This is a genomic window from Streptomyces sp. NPDC047869 (genome assembly GCF_040704065.1).
In the GTDB taxonomy this organism is placed as follows: domain Bacteria; phylum Actinomycetota; class Actinomycetes; order Streptomycetales; family Streptomycetaceae; genus Streptomyces.
This window is the reverse complement of sequence record NZ_JBEYRK010000009.1, coordinates 87,680-101,500: the sequence shown is the minus strand read 5'-3', so window position 1 is coordinate 101,500 and position 13,821 is coordinate 87,680. Positions and strand designations below refer to the sequence as shown.

10 protein-coding genes and 1 pseudogene are annotated in these 13,821 nt (G+C 74.5%); 5 read left to right on the top strand and 6 right to left on the bottom strand.

What is annotated here, in order from left to right:
- Window positions 1–65: 65 nt before the first annotated feature.
- A complete protein-coding gene (locus tag AB0924_RS14520; protein ID WP_366911536.1) occupies window positions 66–1,073 on the bottom strand; it encodes a hydroxyacid dehydrogenase in 1,008 nt (335 codons plus the stop codon).
- A gap of 168 nt (window positions 1,074–1,241) precedes the next feature.
- Here AB0924_RS14520 and AB0924_RS14515 point away from each other — a divergent pair, with 168 nt between their 5' ends.
- The 4 genes from AB0924_RS14515 (at window position 1,242) to AB0924_RS14500 (ending at window position 7,414) form a co-directional block, all read left to right on the top strand.
- Entirely contained in the window at window positions 1,242–2,495 is a 1,254-nt protein-coding gene (locus AB0924_RS14515) for an FAD-binding protein (RefSeq protein WP_366911535.1), read from the top strand.
- A 126-nt stretch (window positions 2,496–2,621) separates the two neighbouring features.
- Window positions 2,622–3,860, top strand: a complete 1,239-nt coding sequence (locus AB0924_RS14510) for an ROK family transcriptional regulator (protein WP_366911534.1) — start codon at window positions 2,622–2,624, stop codon at window positions 3,858–3,860.
- 22 nt (window positions 3,861–3,882) lie between these two features.
- Entirely contained in the window at window positions 3,883–6,750 is a 2,868-nt protein-coding gene (locus AB0924_RS14505; protein WP_366911533.1) for a glycoside hydrolase family 2 TIM barrel-domain containing protein, read from the top strand.
- Window positions 6,751–6,829: 79 nt separating this feature from the next.
- On the top strand, window positions 6,830–7,414 hold the full coding sequence (locus AB0924_RS14500) for a TetR-like C-terminal domain-containing protein (protein ID WP_358935245.1): 585 nt from the start codon (window positions 6,830–6,832) through the stop codon (window positions 7,412–7,414).
- Window positions 7,415–7,447: 33 nt separating this feature from the next.
- Here AB0924_RS14500 and AB0924_RS14495 read toward each other — a convergent pair whose 3' ends face one another.
- The 3 genes and pseudogenes from AB0924_RS14495 to AB0924_RS14485 all read right to left on the bottom strand — a co-directional run bounded on the left by AB0924_RS14495 (window position 7,448) and on the right by AB0924_RS14485 (window position 10,053).
- Window positions 7,448–7,906, bottom strand: coding sequence for a hypothetical protein (locus AB0924_RS14495; protein ID WP_358935243.1), 459 nt, complete (start codon window positions 7,904–7,906; stop codon window positions 7,448–7,450).
- Window positions 7,907–7,960: 54 nt separating this feature from the next.
- Window positions 7,961–8,329: a VOC family protein gene (locus tag AB0924_RS14490; RefSeq protein ID WP_366911532.1), complete on the bottom strand. Its 369-nt coding sequence runs from the start codon at window positions 8,327–8,329 to the stop codon at window positions 7,961–7,963.
- Window positions 8,326–10,053: pseudogene (locus AB0924_RS14485) on the bottom strand (DUF2264 domain-containing protein). The gene AB0924_RS14490 and the pseudogene AB0924_RS14485 overlap by 4 nt, the downstream one beginning before the upstream one ends.
- Before the next feature lie 253 nt (window positions 10,054–10,306).
- On the opposite strand from AB0924_RS14485, the gene mmuM reads away from it, so the two are divergent.
- Complete coding sequence (gene mmuM / locus AB0924_RS14480) at window positions 10,307–11,236, top strand: homocysteine S-methyltransferase (protein WP_366911531.1); 930 nt, start codon at window positions 10,307–10,309, stop codon at window positions 11,234–11,236.
- Window positions 11,237–11,409: 173 nt separating this feature from the next.
- Here mmuM and AB0924_RS14475 read toward each other — a convergent pair whose 3' ends face one another.
- Entirely contained in the window at window positions 11,410–12,984 is a 1,575-nt protein-coding gene (locus AB0924_RS14475) for a carboxylesterase family protein (protein ID WP_366911604.1), read from the bottom strand.
- A gap of 175 nt (window positions 12,985–13,159) precedes the next feature.
- Window positions 13,160–13,570: a hypothetical protein gene (locus AB0924_RS14470; protein ID WP_358935233.1), complete on the bottom strand. Its 411-nt coding sequence runs from the start codon at window positions 13,568–13,570 to the stop codon at window positions 13,160–13,162.
- Between the last annotated feature and the right edge of the window lie 251 nt (window positions 13,571–13,821).

The following is a 13,821-nucleotide window of genomic DNA, read 5'->3' as shown; positions in this document are numbered from 1 at the left end:
GTTCGCGCGCCGGCCCGGCCGGGTCCCCGTCCCGGCGCGCGAGCCGTCCCGGTCCGGCGGTGCCGTCAGGCCGTCCGCTCCAGGGCGGTGTGATCGACGGCATACGCGAGCGGGTCCCCCGCCGCCAGCCGTGCCGCCTCCTCCACCACCGTGCGCCCGAGCCGGGCGACCTCGTTGCCCTGCGAGCCGGCGAGGTGCGGGGTCACGAAGGCGTTGGGCAGGTCGAACAGGGGTGAGCCGGCCGGCAGCGGCTCCGGGTCGGTGACGTCCAGCACGGCGCCGAGGCGGCCGGTGCGCAGCTCGGCCACCAGGGCGTCGTGGTCGACCAGGGCGCCGCGCGCGGTGTTGATCAGCACGGCCCCCGAGGGCATGAGGGCGAGTTCCCGGGCGCCGATCAGGTGCCGGGTCTCGGGGGTGTCCGGGGCGTGCAGGGTGACGGTGTCGGAGCCGCGCAGCAGGTCGTCCAGCGGCAGCAGGGGCACGCCGAGCCGGGCCGCCCCGGCCTCGTCCACGTAGGGGTCCGAGAGGCTCACCCGGAGATCGTGGGGGCGCAGCAGCTCGACGACCCGGCGGCCGATGCGGGAGGCGCCGACGACGCCGACCCGGCGGCCGTAGTTGCCGATGCCGGGGAGGATGTCGCCGTAGGGGAAGGCACGGCGGCCGCGCAGCAGCTCGCGGGAGGCGAAGACGTCCTTGCCCGAGAGAAGGATCATGGCGAGGGTGTACTCGGCGACGGGCAGGGCGTTGGCGGCGGCGGCCGAGGACACGGCGATGCCGCGCTCGAAGACCTCGGGGGTGGTGAAGCCCTTGACCGAGCCGGCCGCGTGCAGCACCGCGCGCAGCCTCGGTGCCGCGTCCAGGGCGGCCGCGTCGAGGAGCGGGCAGCCCCAGCCGGTGATCAGGACCTCGGTGCGGGCCAGGGCCTCCCGCACCCGGGGCTCGGTGAGGTCCTCCGCCACGAGGGCGGGGTCGATGTCGACGTGCTCGCGCAGCCCGGCGAGCAGGTCCGGCGGGAAGACGCGCGGCACGTTGGGTGCCGTCATGGCGAACAGGGCCTGGGGACGCTCGGGCAACGAAGGGGCCTTCCGTCTCGTCGGCGCGCGGATCGCGGGCGCCCGCATCTCAGGCGCACGGACCAAGGACGCCCGGGTCGCGGGCGCTCGGACAGCAACCGCTCTCTACGGTAGGTCCCGGCAGATGAGAGGGTCAATGAACACGCACCCCAGGGAGGGACGGCAAGGATGAGTCGGACGGCGCGGACGGTCACCAACTGGGCCCGGAACATCACCTACCAGGCCAAGGAGTTCCACCGACCGGAGACGGCCGGCGCGCTCCGGTCGCTGGTGGCCGGCAGCGCGCGGGTGCGGGTACTGGGCAGCGGCCACTCCTTCAACCGGATCGCCGAGCCCGGCGGCGACGGGGTGCTCGTGTCGATCACCGCCCTGCCGCCGGTGATCGACGTGGACACCGCCGCCCGCACGGTGCGCGTCTCGGGCGGGGTCCGGTACGCGGAACTCGCCCGTACGGTCCACGCGCACGGACTCGCGCTGCCCAACATGGCCTCCCTGCCGCACATCTCGGTGGCCGGCTCGGTGGCCACCGGCACCCATGGCTCGGGCGTGGGCAACGGGCCGCTCGCCGCGGCGGTGCGGGAGGTGGAGCTGGTCACGGCGGACGGCTCCACGGTCACCGTCGCCCGGGGGGACGCCCGCTTCGACGGCGCGGTGACCTCGCTGGGCGCGCTCGGCGTGGTCACCGCGCTCACCCTGGAGCTGGAACCGGCGTACGAGGTCGAGCAGTACGTGTTCACCGAACTGCCCCTGGCCGGGCTGGACTACGAGGCGGTGGCGGGGGCGGCGTACAGCGTCAGCCTGTTCACCGACTGGCGGGAGCCGGGGTTCCGGCAGGTGTGGGTGAAGCGGCGCACCGATCAGGCGCCCGTGGACTTCCCGTGGGCCGCCGCCGCGACCGGGGCGATGCACCCGGTGCCGGGCATGCCCGCGGTGAACTGCACCGAGCAGTCCGGGGTGCCGGGACCGTGGCACGAGCGGCTGCCGCACTTCCGGGCGGAGTTCACCCCGAGCAGCGGGGCCGAGCTGCAGTCGGAGTACCTGCTGCCGCGGTCGGCCGCCGTCGACGCGCTGCACGCGCTCGACGCCGTGCGGACGACGGTGGCCGGCGTCCTGCAGACCTGCGAGGTGCGCACCGTCGCCGCCGACCCGCAGTGGCTCAGCCCGGCCCACGGCCGGGACTCGGTGGCGCTGCACTTCACCTGGATCGAGGACACGCCCGCCGTGCTGCCGGTGGTCCGCCGGGTCGAGGAGGCCCTGAGCGCGTTCGACGCCCGCCCGCACTGGGGCAAGGTCTTCACGGTGCCGCCCGCGGAACTGCGTCGACGCTACGCGCGCCTGGCCGACTTCCGTGCCCTGGCCGGATCCCTCGACCCCACCGGCAAGTTCACCAACGCCTTCGTCCGGGACGTCCTGGGGAACTGACACCTGCGGGACTTTCTTCACCCCCTTTCCTAACTCCTTGTCGATGGCGTCCGAAGCCCATAGCCTGTCGCCGCGCCGGTGCCGGCCCGCCCCGGTCCGGCCCGGCGGTATGGGAGGGGCAGCTCCGTGAAGCGCACGTCACGTGACATCCGCACCGCGAACCGGTACGAGGTGCTGCGCCAGATCATCGCCGAGTCCCCCACCTCGCGGCAGGAGCTGGCGGCCGCCACCGGGCTGAGCCTGGCCACGGTCGCCACGCTGGTCGGCGAGCTGCTGGAGCTGCGCATGATCACCGAGGTCGGTTTCGAGGACTCGGCCGGCGGCCGGCCCCGGGGCCTGATCGCCGTGAACACGTCCGGCGGCGCGCTGGTCGGGGTGGACGTCGCGGAGACGTACGTCCACGCCGAGCTGTTCGACCTGGCGCTGAACGTGCTGGCCCGCGCCGACGAGGAACTGCGGCCCGGCGAGAGCGGCCCGGAGCAGGTGGCCGGCCATGTCGCCGCCGCCGTCGGATCGGTGGTGGCCCGGGCCGGGATCGACGCGGCCCGGGTGCTCGGCGTCGGCGTGAGCGTGCCCGGCCAGGTCGACCGGGACCGCGGGGTCGCCGAGTACGCGGCCAACTGGGACTGGCACGACGTGCCGTTGCTGGACCTGCTCGCCGAGCGCGTCGCCCACCCGCTGTACCTGGACAACCCGTTGCGCGCCTGCACCGTGGCCGAGCTCTGGTTCGGGGCCGCGCGGGGGCGCGGGGACGCCGTGGTGGTGAACCTCGGCACGGGGGTCGGCGCCGGTCTCGCGCTCGGCGGCGGGCTGCACCGGGGGGTCAGCGACAGCGCGGGCGAGTGGGGGCACACCACGCTCGTGCTGGACGGCCGCCTGTGCCACTGCGGCAACCACGGCTGTGTGGAGACCTACGTCGGCGCGCCCGGCGTCATGCGGAACCTGCGCGAACTGGACCCAGACTCACCGCTGTTGCACCCCGGGGACCAGACCGCGACCGTCGACGCCCTGGCCGCGGCGGTCGCCGCGCACGATCCGGTGGCGCTCGCGGTGCTGCGCGACACCGCCCGCTATCTGGGCGCCGGGATAGCCGATCTGATCAACCTCCTCAACCCCGAAGTGGTCGTGCTCAGCAGCTGGGTGGCGTCCCGGCTGGGCGCGCCGCTGCTCGGCGAGGTGCGCGCGGCGGTCGCCCGGCACGCGCTGCGGCGGCCGCTGGCGGCCACCGAGATCGTCCTCTCCCCCATCCCCACCGACCCGGTGTCCCTGGGCGCGGCCACGTTCGCGCTGGAGGGGACGCTGCGGTCCGTCGGCGGACGGCGCGGCGGCGCCGGACGCACCGCGACCGCGCTGCGAGCCACCTGACTCCAGACGAGCTAGGAGACCGATGTCCTTCCGTACCACGACCCCCGAGTACATCGAGGACGTCTCGCCGGGCTCCGGGGTGCTGCCGCCCCGGGCCTGGTACGCCACCTCGGACGCCAAGTCCCTCTCGTTGAACGGAAACTGGCGCTTCAGACTATCGGACACGGCCGACGCCAAGGACGACTCCTTCGCGCGCGAGGGGTACGACGCGGCCGGCTGGGCGGAGCTGCGGGTCCCCGGTCACTGGGTCCTCCAGGGGCACGGCTCCCCCGTCTACACCAACCACCTGTACCCGTTTCCGGTCGATCCGCCTCGGGTCCCGACCGAGAACCCGACCGGCGACCACCTGCGCGTCTTCGACCTGCCCGAGGACTGGCCCGGTGAGCCGGACGGCGGGGCGGTGCTCCGTTTCGACGGAGTGGAGTCCTGCGCCCGCGTCTGGCTGAACGGCACCGAGCTGGGCGAGTTCAAGGGCTCTCGGCTGCCGCACGAGTTCGCGGCCGGTCATCTGCTCAGGGCGTCGGGCAACGTGCTGGCGGTCCGGGTCCACCAGTGGTCGGCGGGCTCGTACCTGGAGGACCAGGACCAGTGGTGGCTGCCGGGCATCTTCCGTGACGTCACGCTGCTGCACCGCCCGGCGGGCAGCACCCCGGACTTCTTCGTGCACGCCTCGTACGACCATGTCGCCGGTACCGGCACCCTGCGCGTCGACTCCGACGTGGCCGGCCGGGTGACCGTGCCGGACCTCGGCATCGACATCGCCACCGGGGAGCCGGTGACGGTGCCCGCCGAGCCGTGGTCGGCGGAGACGCCGACGCTGTACGACGGAGTGCTGGCCACCGGGGGTGAACGGGTGCCGCTGCGCATCGGTTTCCGCACGGTGGAGCTGTCGGACGGCCTGATCAAGGTCAACGGCAGGGCCGTGCTGTTCAAGGGCGTCAACCGGCACGAGTGGCATCCGGAGCGGGGCCGCGCGCTGGGCCTCGCGACGATGCGGGAGGACGTGCTGCTGATGAAGCGGCACAACATCAACGCCGTACGCACCTCCCACTACCCGCCCCACCCTGCCTTCCTCGACCTCTGCGACGAGCTGGGCCTGTGGGTCGTCGACGAGTGCGACCTGGAGACGCACGGCTTCACCGAGCAGGGCTGGCGGGACAACCCCGTCGACGACGACCGCTGGACCCCGGCGCTGCTCGACCGTGCGGCCCGCATGGTCGAGCGGGACAAGAACCACCCTGCCGTGGTCGTCTGGTCGCTGGGCAACGAGGCCGGCACCGGCCGGGGCCTGACCGCGATGGCCGAGTGGATCCACGGCCGCGACCCCTCCCGCCTCGTGCACTACGAGGGCGACCTCGGCTGCCGGGACACGGACATGTACTCGCGGATGTACGCCGGGCACGCCGAGGTCGAGCGGATCGGCCGCGGCCTGGACGGCGGTCCCCGCCGGCGCCGTGAACTGCCGTTCATCCTCTGCGAGTACGGGCACGCCATGGGCAACGGCCCCGGCGGGCTCGCCGACTACCAGCGGATCTTCGAGGCGCACGGCCGGCTGCAGGGCGGCTTCGTCTGGGAGTGGATCGACCACGGCATCGCGGACGAGCGGTTCGGCTTCGCCTACGGCGGCGACTTCGGCGAGGAGTTGCACGACGGCAACTTCGTCTGCGACGGCCTGCTCTTCCCGGACCGGCGGCCCTCCCCCGGTCTCGTCGAGTACAAGAAGGTCATCGAGCCGGTCGCGATCGAGGGCGACGGCACGGGCGGCGGCGTCCGCGTCACCAACAAGTACGACTTCGCCGACCTCTCGGCGCTGGCGTTCACCTGGGCCTACCAGGTGAACGGCGAGACGGTGGCGTCCGGTGCCCTGCCGGTGCCGCCGCTGGCGCCGGGCGAGTCCGCCGAGGTGAAGCTGCCGGAGCCGCCGGTCACGGCTCCGGCGGGCGAGGCCCACTGGACCGTACGGGCGCTGCTCGCCGCGGACACCGCCTGGGCGCCGGCGGAACACGTGCTCGCCTGGGGTCAGTTCGCGGTCTCGGCACGCCCGGTGCCGTCGGTCCCGGCGACCGACGGGCCGGTGCCCGGCGAGCGGGTGATCACCCTCGGCCCGGCCTCCTTCGACGCACGCAGCGGCGCTCTGACGGCGATCGGCGGGGTGGCGGTCACCGGGCCGCGCCTGGACGTGTGGCGGGCCACCACCGACAACGACGACGGCGCCGCCTGGCAGAGCGACATCCGCTACGGCCCGCTCTGGCGCGAGCTCGGTCTGCACCGCATGCGGCACCGGCTGGACGCCGTGGAGGTGGACGACGACGCGCTGACGGTGCGTACCCGGGTGGCGCCCGCGGCCCGGGAGTTCGGGCTGTCGGCCGTGTACCGCTGGACGTCGGACGGAACGCGGCTCGGCCTGACCGTGTCCGTCACACCGGACGGCGACTGGACGGTACCGCTGCCCCGGCTCGGCATCCGCTTCGCACTGGCGGCGGCCGACCGGGTGCGGTGGTACGGCGGCGGTCCGGGCGAGGCATATCCCGACAGCGCGACGGCGTCGCGGGTCGGCCGCTGGGAGTCGACCGTGGACGACCTGCAGACGCCGTACGTCCGCCCGCAGGAGAACGGCGCCCGGGCCGGCGTCCGCTGGGCGGAACTCGGCGGCCTGCGTATCGAGGGCGATCCGGAGTTCTCCCTCACAGCCCGCCGCTGGACCACCGAACACCTGGACGCGGCGGCCCACCTGACCGACCTCGTCCCCGGTGACACGGTGTGGGTCAACCTGGACCACGGCCTGCACGGCCTCGGCTCCCAGTCCTGCGGTCCGGGCCCGCTGCCGCGGTACTTCCTGCGGGCCGAGCCCACGCGGTTCTCGTTCGTCCTCTCGGAGGTCCTCGCCTGACGAACGCCTGGTTCCGGCGGGCCCGAGGCCACAGCCTGGATACCCTGGGATGCCGGCTCGGCATCCCAGGAGGTGGCACATGGCCCGTGCGGGACTCACCGTCGACCGGATCGTCGCGGCCGCCGCCGAACTCGCCGACGAGGCGGGCTTCGGGAACGTCTCCCTCTCCGCGCTGGCCCGGCGCTTCGGGGTCAAGGACGCGAGCCTGTACTCGCACGTCCGCAACCTGAACGACCTGCGCACCCGGCTGGCGCTGCACGCGGGCGGCGAGCTGATCGACCGGATCGCGGAGGCCGTGGCGGGGCGGGCGGGCCGGGACGCGCTGGCCGCCTTCGCGGGCGCCTACCGGTCGTACGCCCTGGAGCACCCCGGCCGCTACGCGGCCACCCGGATCCGGATCGACCAGAGCCTGATCGCCGACTCCCCCGCCCTGCGCCGCACCGCCGAGATCACCTACGGCATGCTCCGCGCCTACGGCCTGGCCGAGCCCGACCTCACCGACGCCGTACGCCTGCTGCGGAGCACCTTCCACGGCTACTGTGCCCTGGAGTCCACCGGCGGCTTCGGCGCCCCCCGCGATGTACAGGCCTCCTGGGACAAGGCGGTGGAGGCCCTGCACATCGCCCTCACCCACTGGCCCCGGGAGGCGCGGGCCGCCGGCTGAGCGGGGGTGCCACGGCGGCACGGGCTCAGGCGGTCACGAGAGGTCCCCGACCGCGTCCGCGTAATAGGTGGACTCCGCCACGTGGTGGGCCAGTTCGCGGAAGGTCCAGCCCTCGCCGGGCGAGGCGTCGAGCTGTTCGCCGGTCAGCGCGTCCAGGCGTACGGACCAGATCCGGGCGAGCCGGGTGAGACGGCTGCGGGCCTCGTCGAGGTCGTCGGCGGTGAAGGGGGCCAGGTCGGCGGCCGTGGTGCTCGCGGAGGCGTGCCAGTGGTCCGGCCGGGGGGCCTCGCCCGCCAGCCGGGCCTCCAGTTCGGCCAGATGGTCGATGAGGTGGTCGGTGACCCTGCGGATCGCCTTGTGCGGGGTGTAAACGCGGTCGTCGGTGTGGACCGGGGTGCCGTCCCAGGCGGTCCATCCGGCGGCCAGGGCCAGCACGTGCCCGACCATGTCGGTGACGGCCCGTGCCGGCGTCAGCTGTTCGGTGTCGCTCATACGGAGCACGCTAGGTGCGGGTCCGTTCGGCGGCGGCCGAAGTGTCCGCGCCCCCTACCCGGCGCGCTCGGCCGCGCTGCGCTCCACGCAGAACTCGTTGCCCTCGGGGTCGGTGAGGACGGCCCAGCCGGTGCCGTCGGGCCTGCGCCGGTCGTCGACCAGGGTGGCGCCGAGGGCGATCACCCGCTCGACCTCCTCGTCCCGGGTGCGGTCCTGCGGCTGGAGGTCGAAATGCAGCCGGTTCCTGACGGTCTTGCGTTCCGGCACGGTGACGAACAGCAGCCCCGCGCCCTCGATCAGTGCCTCCGGGTCACCGGGGTGGTCGTCGTCGTGCAGCGGCTGGTCCAGCACCTTCGACCAGAAGCCGCCGAGAGCGTAGGCGTCGGCGCAGGCGATCGTCACGTGGCGGATCTTGGAAGTCATGCGGTGGAGTCTTCAGCACGGTCGCCGAGGGCGGCAACCGAGTTGTCCCGGGGCGAGAACCGGAACCGCCCGCGCCGGCCCGTGGCCCAGCGGACGGTCAGGTCGCGCTCGTCCCGCACCTCGACGGCCACCAGGCCGCCCAACGGCACAGGGCCGGGTTCCGCGGTGAGCCGGGCGAGGGCGACGAACAGGGTGGCACCGTCACCGGTCGTGCCGGTGAGGGCGTGACCGTCCGACAGTCCGTGTACCGGCACCAGTTCGGCCCGCTCGTCCGCCCCCGGCACCCACCCGGTGACGCGCACCTCGGTGCCGGGTCCGGCTCCCGTCACCAGATGGGCCCGCACCTCGACCACCCCGTCGGCCACGACGAGGCTGGTCACCGTCGCGCCGGACGCCACGGTGTACCGGAAGGCCGCCCAGTCCTCCCCCACGCCCAGGGGCACGAGGTCCGAGCGGACGGGGTCGCCGCCGACCACCACGATGTTGCCCGGCGGGGACCCCAGGGGCCGCGTGACCGTCGAGTACGCGAACCGCGTGTAGTACGGGTCGTAGCGGATGTCCTCGCTGCCGTGGTTGTGCAGGCGGACGACGCCGTCCGGACGCGTCGACTGCAGCAGCCAGTTGGGCCCCGTGACCGGGTTCACCGCGTCGGCGCGCTCCGCCGGGCCCGGCCGCTCCCGCGCCGTCCAGACCTCATGGTCAGGGGGCAGCAGGAGGCCGAGGAAGCCCTTGCCGGCCCAGTAGGGCGAGGCCGGCCCCGAGTAGCTCTGCAGGACACCCTCGTCGGGGCCGTGCCAGCCGAGGGTCAGCAGCCCGCGGGAGTCCACGGCGCCCCGGTCGAGGAAGTACCTGAGCGCTCCGGACGCCAGTCTCCGGGTCTCACCGGCCGCCAGCGGCGTACGTCCGGTCAGCGCGCCGAGTCACAGCGGGGCCGCGGTCGCGAACCGGTAGGTCAGTGAGCGGCCCTGGTGCAGGGGGGCGCCGTCGCCGCCGAACAGGCGGGCGTAATCCGCGAGATGGGCTTCGAGACGGCCGCCGTAGCGGTCCAGCAGTGCGGCGTCGCCGGCCAGCCAGGCGTGCAGCACCGGGTAGAGGTGCATGGCCCAGCCGTTGTAGTAGTCGAACTTGCGGCCGTCGCCGTCGGTGTACCAGCCGCCGCCGAGGTACCAGTCCTCGATGCGGTCCAGGCCGCGGTCGACCGCCTCGCGGGCCGCGTCCGGACGGTGGCCGATCTCCGCGAGGAAGCCGCCCACGGTGACCGGGAACAACTCCCAGTTGCAGGGCCAGGGTTCGGCGGTGAGGGCGTCCTCCAGCCAGACCGCCGTCCGCTCGCGCACCTCCTGGTCCAGGCGGTCCCACAGCAGGGGCCGGGTCAGCCGCAGGGCCAGCGCGATCGAGGCGGCCTCGACCAGGGGCTGGGCCCGGTCGGTGATCCGCGGCCAGACTCCGCCGGGGCCGGCCGCGAGGCCCTCGGCGTAGCGGCCGAGCGCGGTCCCGTCACGGCGGAATGCGGCCAGCAGCAGGGTGCGGGCGTACCCTTCGAGCCCGTCGGAGAGGTGGCCGGAGTGGCTGACGTGGTCACCGGGGAAGTGGTAGAGCGCGCGGTCGGGGGTGGCGTACGGCTCGACGGCGGCGAGCAGGGCGTCGGCCGCCGCCTCCCAGTGGGCGCGGGTGTACCCGGTGTACGGGCTCGACGAGCGGTCGTCGGGCGGCAGTCGGAGCACGGCGGTGACTTCCCTTCCTGCTGGGCCCGGGGCGCCCGGGTTCCGGTCGGGACGCCCCGGGGCGTCGCCCCACCCGCGTCCGGCCCCGGGCACCGGGCGCCGGGCGGGGAGTTCCTCTCGGGCCGGACCGGCGCGGCGCATGGTGCCGCCCCCGGCGGACCTGAGACCGTACCGCTTCCAGCAAGCGCTTCCCACTCCTTTGCGCGGATGCGTGCGCGCGGTGCGCCCGGGGCGCTTGGACTAGCGTCGAGACATGACCAGCAGCGCGTCCGGCCGCACGCACCCCGGCCTCGCCGAAGCCCTCGCCGCCGGAACGGTCGTGCTCGACGGCGGTATGTCCAACCAGCTCGAGTCGGCCGGGTTCGACCTGGGCGACGAACTGTGGTCGGCGCGGCTGCTCGCCGAGCGGCCCGAGGCGATCACCGAGGCCCACCTCGCCTACTTCGGCGCCGGTGCGAGCGTGGCGATCACCGCCAGCTACCAGGCCGGCTTCGAGAGTTTCGGCAGGCGCGGGATCAGCCGGGCGAGGGCGGCGCGGCTGCTGGTGCTCAGCGTGGAACTGGCCCGGGAGGCGGCCCGGCGGGCGCGGGCGGGCGGGACCGGTCGCCCGCTGTGGGTGGCGGCCTCGGCCGGCCCGTACGGGGCCATGCTCGCGGACGGCTCCGAGTACCGGGGACGTTACGGACTGAGCGCCGGGGAGCTGGAACGCTTCCACCGGCCGCGGCTGGAGATCCTGGCCGCTGCCGAGCCGGACGCCCTGGCGCTGGAGACGGTCCCGGACGCCGAGGAGGGTGCGGCGCTGGTGCGAGCGGTGCGGGGGCTGGGGGTGCCCGCCTGGCTCTCGTACACCGTCGAGGGCCGGCGTACGCGCGCCGGGCAGCCGCTGGAGGAGGCGTTCGCGCCCGCCGCCGACGCCGACGAGATCATCGCGGTCGGTGTGAACTGCTGCGCGCCGGAGGAGGTGACGTACGCGGTCGGGGTCGCGGCCCGGGTCACCGGGAAGCCGGTCGTCGTCTACCCCAACAGCGGGGAGGCCTGGGACCCGCGGGCACGCGCCTGGACCGGCCGGTCCCGGTTCGGCGCCGGGCATGCCGAGGAATGGCGGGACGCGGGGGCACGGCTGATCGGCGGCTGCTGCCGGGTGGGACCGGCGGAGATCGCCGCGATCGCGCGAGTGGTGTGAGCGGGCCGGGGTGGGCGTGTCACGCGGCTGTGCCGGGGCCGGTGCCTGCGCCGCGCCGTCGCGGGTGCCGGCTCCGCGCCGTCACCGGCCCGCCGTCCGTGTGACCGGCATCAGCTTCGCCGGCCGTCCTGCCGTTGCCGGCACCGGCACCGGCACCGGCACCGGGCGCGGTGTCACCGGCGGCGGACGGCGACCGAGCGGCGCAGGCGCCGGACCGCGGAGGCCCGTGCGGCTCCCGGCGCCCTGACGCCGGAGGCGGACGCCGGCTCCGGGACGGTGTTGTCGGCGGTCGGCCACAGACCGAGTTCGGCGTCGCGCGGCCCGTGCGCGACGTACGGCTCACCGCCGTCGAAGATCCGCACCGGATGCGAGGCGTCCCAGGCCTGCCAGCCGGGGTCCCCGGTCGCGGCGAACCGCACCCAGGCCGGGTGCATCGCGTCGCACAGCTCCTGCGGCGCGCCCGCCCCGGCCAGCTTGACCGACTCCGGCACCTCGCCGGTGTCGAAGACGAACCCGAGTTCGAGCGCATGGCAGGCGCCGAGCCCGGGGACCAGGGACGGCCAGGCGAACTCGTACAGGTAGGAGCTGCCCGGGCGGGCGTCGGCGAGCCGGTGCAGCGGCAGCCGGAGCAGGTGGTCGGTGACCATCTGGCCGACGATCTCGGCGGTGCCGGCGCCGGGGCGCGCGGCACGGTAGCCGCGGGGCACGTCGTGCCCGGCGTGGCAGCGGGCCATGGCCCCGGCCAGGGCGACCGTGCCGAGCCGGTCGACACGCTCGACCAGCCCGCCGGGCACCAGCCACAGCCGGTACTCGTCCCGGGTCCAGCCCATCAGCAGTTCGGCGCCCCGGGCCGCCTCGCCGTCGATCAGGGCCTTGAGCGGGTCGCGGGGTACGAGGTCACCGTCCACGACGATGCCGAAGGCGGGGCCGCCCAGGACGGGGCTGCTCAGCCGCCCGACCTCGGCCTGGGTGCGCAGCAGCAGTGCGCGGTCGACGGCGGCGAAGGCCTCGGCGGTGGCCGGGATCCTCAGCCGGCCGGCCATGCGGCGCACCATGCGCCGCACCCGGTCCCGCTCCGAGACCTCCGGCGCGCCGCTCTGCAGCACCGCCCGCCGGAACAGGCCCTGGGCCTGGGGTGCGGCGATCAGGGCGCCGACGCTGATCGCGCCGGCCGACTGCCCGCACAGGGTGACGTTGTCCGGGTCACCACCGAAGGCGGCGATGCCGTCGCGCACCCAGCGCAGCGCGGTCAGCTGGTCGCGCAGGCCGGGGTTGGGCGGCGCGTCCGGGAACAGCCCGTAGCCCTCGACCCCGAGCCGGTAGTTGACCGAGACGAGCACGACCCCGTCCCGTGCGAACGCGTGTCCGCCGTAGACCGGAACGGCGGAGGATCCCCTGGTCAGGGCACCGCCGTGCAGCCACACCAGCACCGGCAGGCGGGCACCGGGGCCCGGCTCGGGGGTCCACACGTTGAGGTTGAGGCAGTCGTCACCGGCGACGACGGGATCGGACAGATACCGGGCGAAGGCCTCGGAGTACGGCGGTTTCGGCGCCGTCGGCCCGAAGGCGCCGGCGTCCCGCACCCCGTCCCACGGCGCGGGCGGCTCGGGCGGCCGGAACCGCCGGGGCCCTAAGGGCGCGGCGGCGTACGGAATCCCCCGGAACACCGCGACACCGCGCTCGTACCGGCCGCGTACGGCCCCGTGGGGTGTCACGACCACGGGGCCCGTCGACTGCTCTGCCGTCATCGCCCACCAGCCCTTCACCACGCCCGGCCCCGCCGCGCGGCCACCCGGGCACAGATCAAGCACCGCTCATTTCAGAGCACCACACCGCGCGGATGTATTCCGGCGCACGGAGTTCCGGCTGGGCCGTACGGGGGACGTGGGGCAGGTCCGGGCGAGATGCGGCGGGCGCGGGGCGTCAGGCCGCCCAGACTCCCGAGTTCGCCGCCGTCGAACCGAAGTCGAAGTAGAAGTGCGTGCCCGCCAGGACGTCCGTCGCGACGACGGTCCACCGGCCCGCCGGAGCACTCTTGAACGTGCTCTGGCAGTACGAACCACCGGAGCTGGGCAGCCAGCACACCGCGACGCTGGTGGAGGTGTTGGGTTTGATGTTGATGTCGGAGCAGTTGGTGGTGGCCGTCAGGTACGGGCCGCCCTGGGGGTACCAGCGGTTGCCGGCGGGCTTGGAGTACGACTTCGCACTGCCGTAGCAGGAGAGCGCCCCCGTCCCACCGTTGGTCTGGGCCTGGGCGGCGGGCGCGGCGGCGAGGACGCCGCCGAGCAGTACCGCCGAGAATAAGGACGCGGTGACGGTCTTTCCGATGCTCATGTTTCCCCCTCGGTGATGTGCCGGGTTCCCCCATCGGGCCCCCTGGCAGCCGCAGTCCGGCGACCCCCACGGCCTGATGTCACCCGCACTGCCACCACTGGATGCTGCTGGACGCCCGGTGTGATGAACAGGGTCAAAATCGGTCATGTCCTTGTCATATGGCATCGCCTGACCGCACGGCCCCCGGCCGGACAGCCCGCCTCGTTGCGGTGGCCCGCCCGCCCGTTGACGCCGGATCGGGGGCGGAGGGG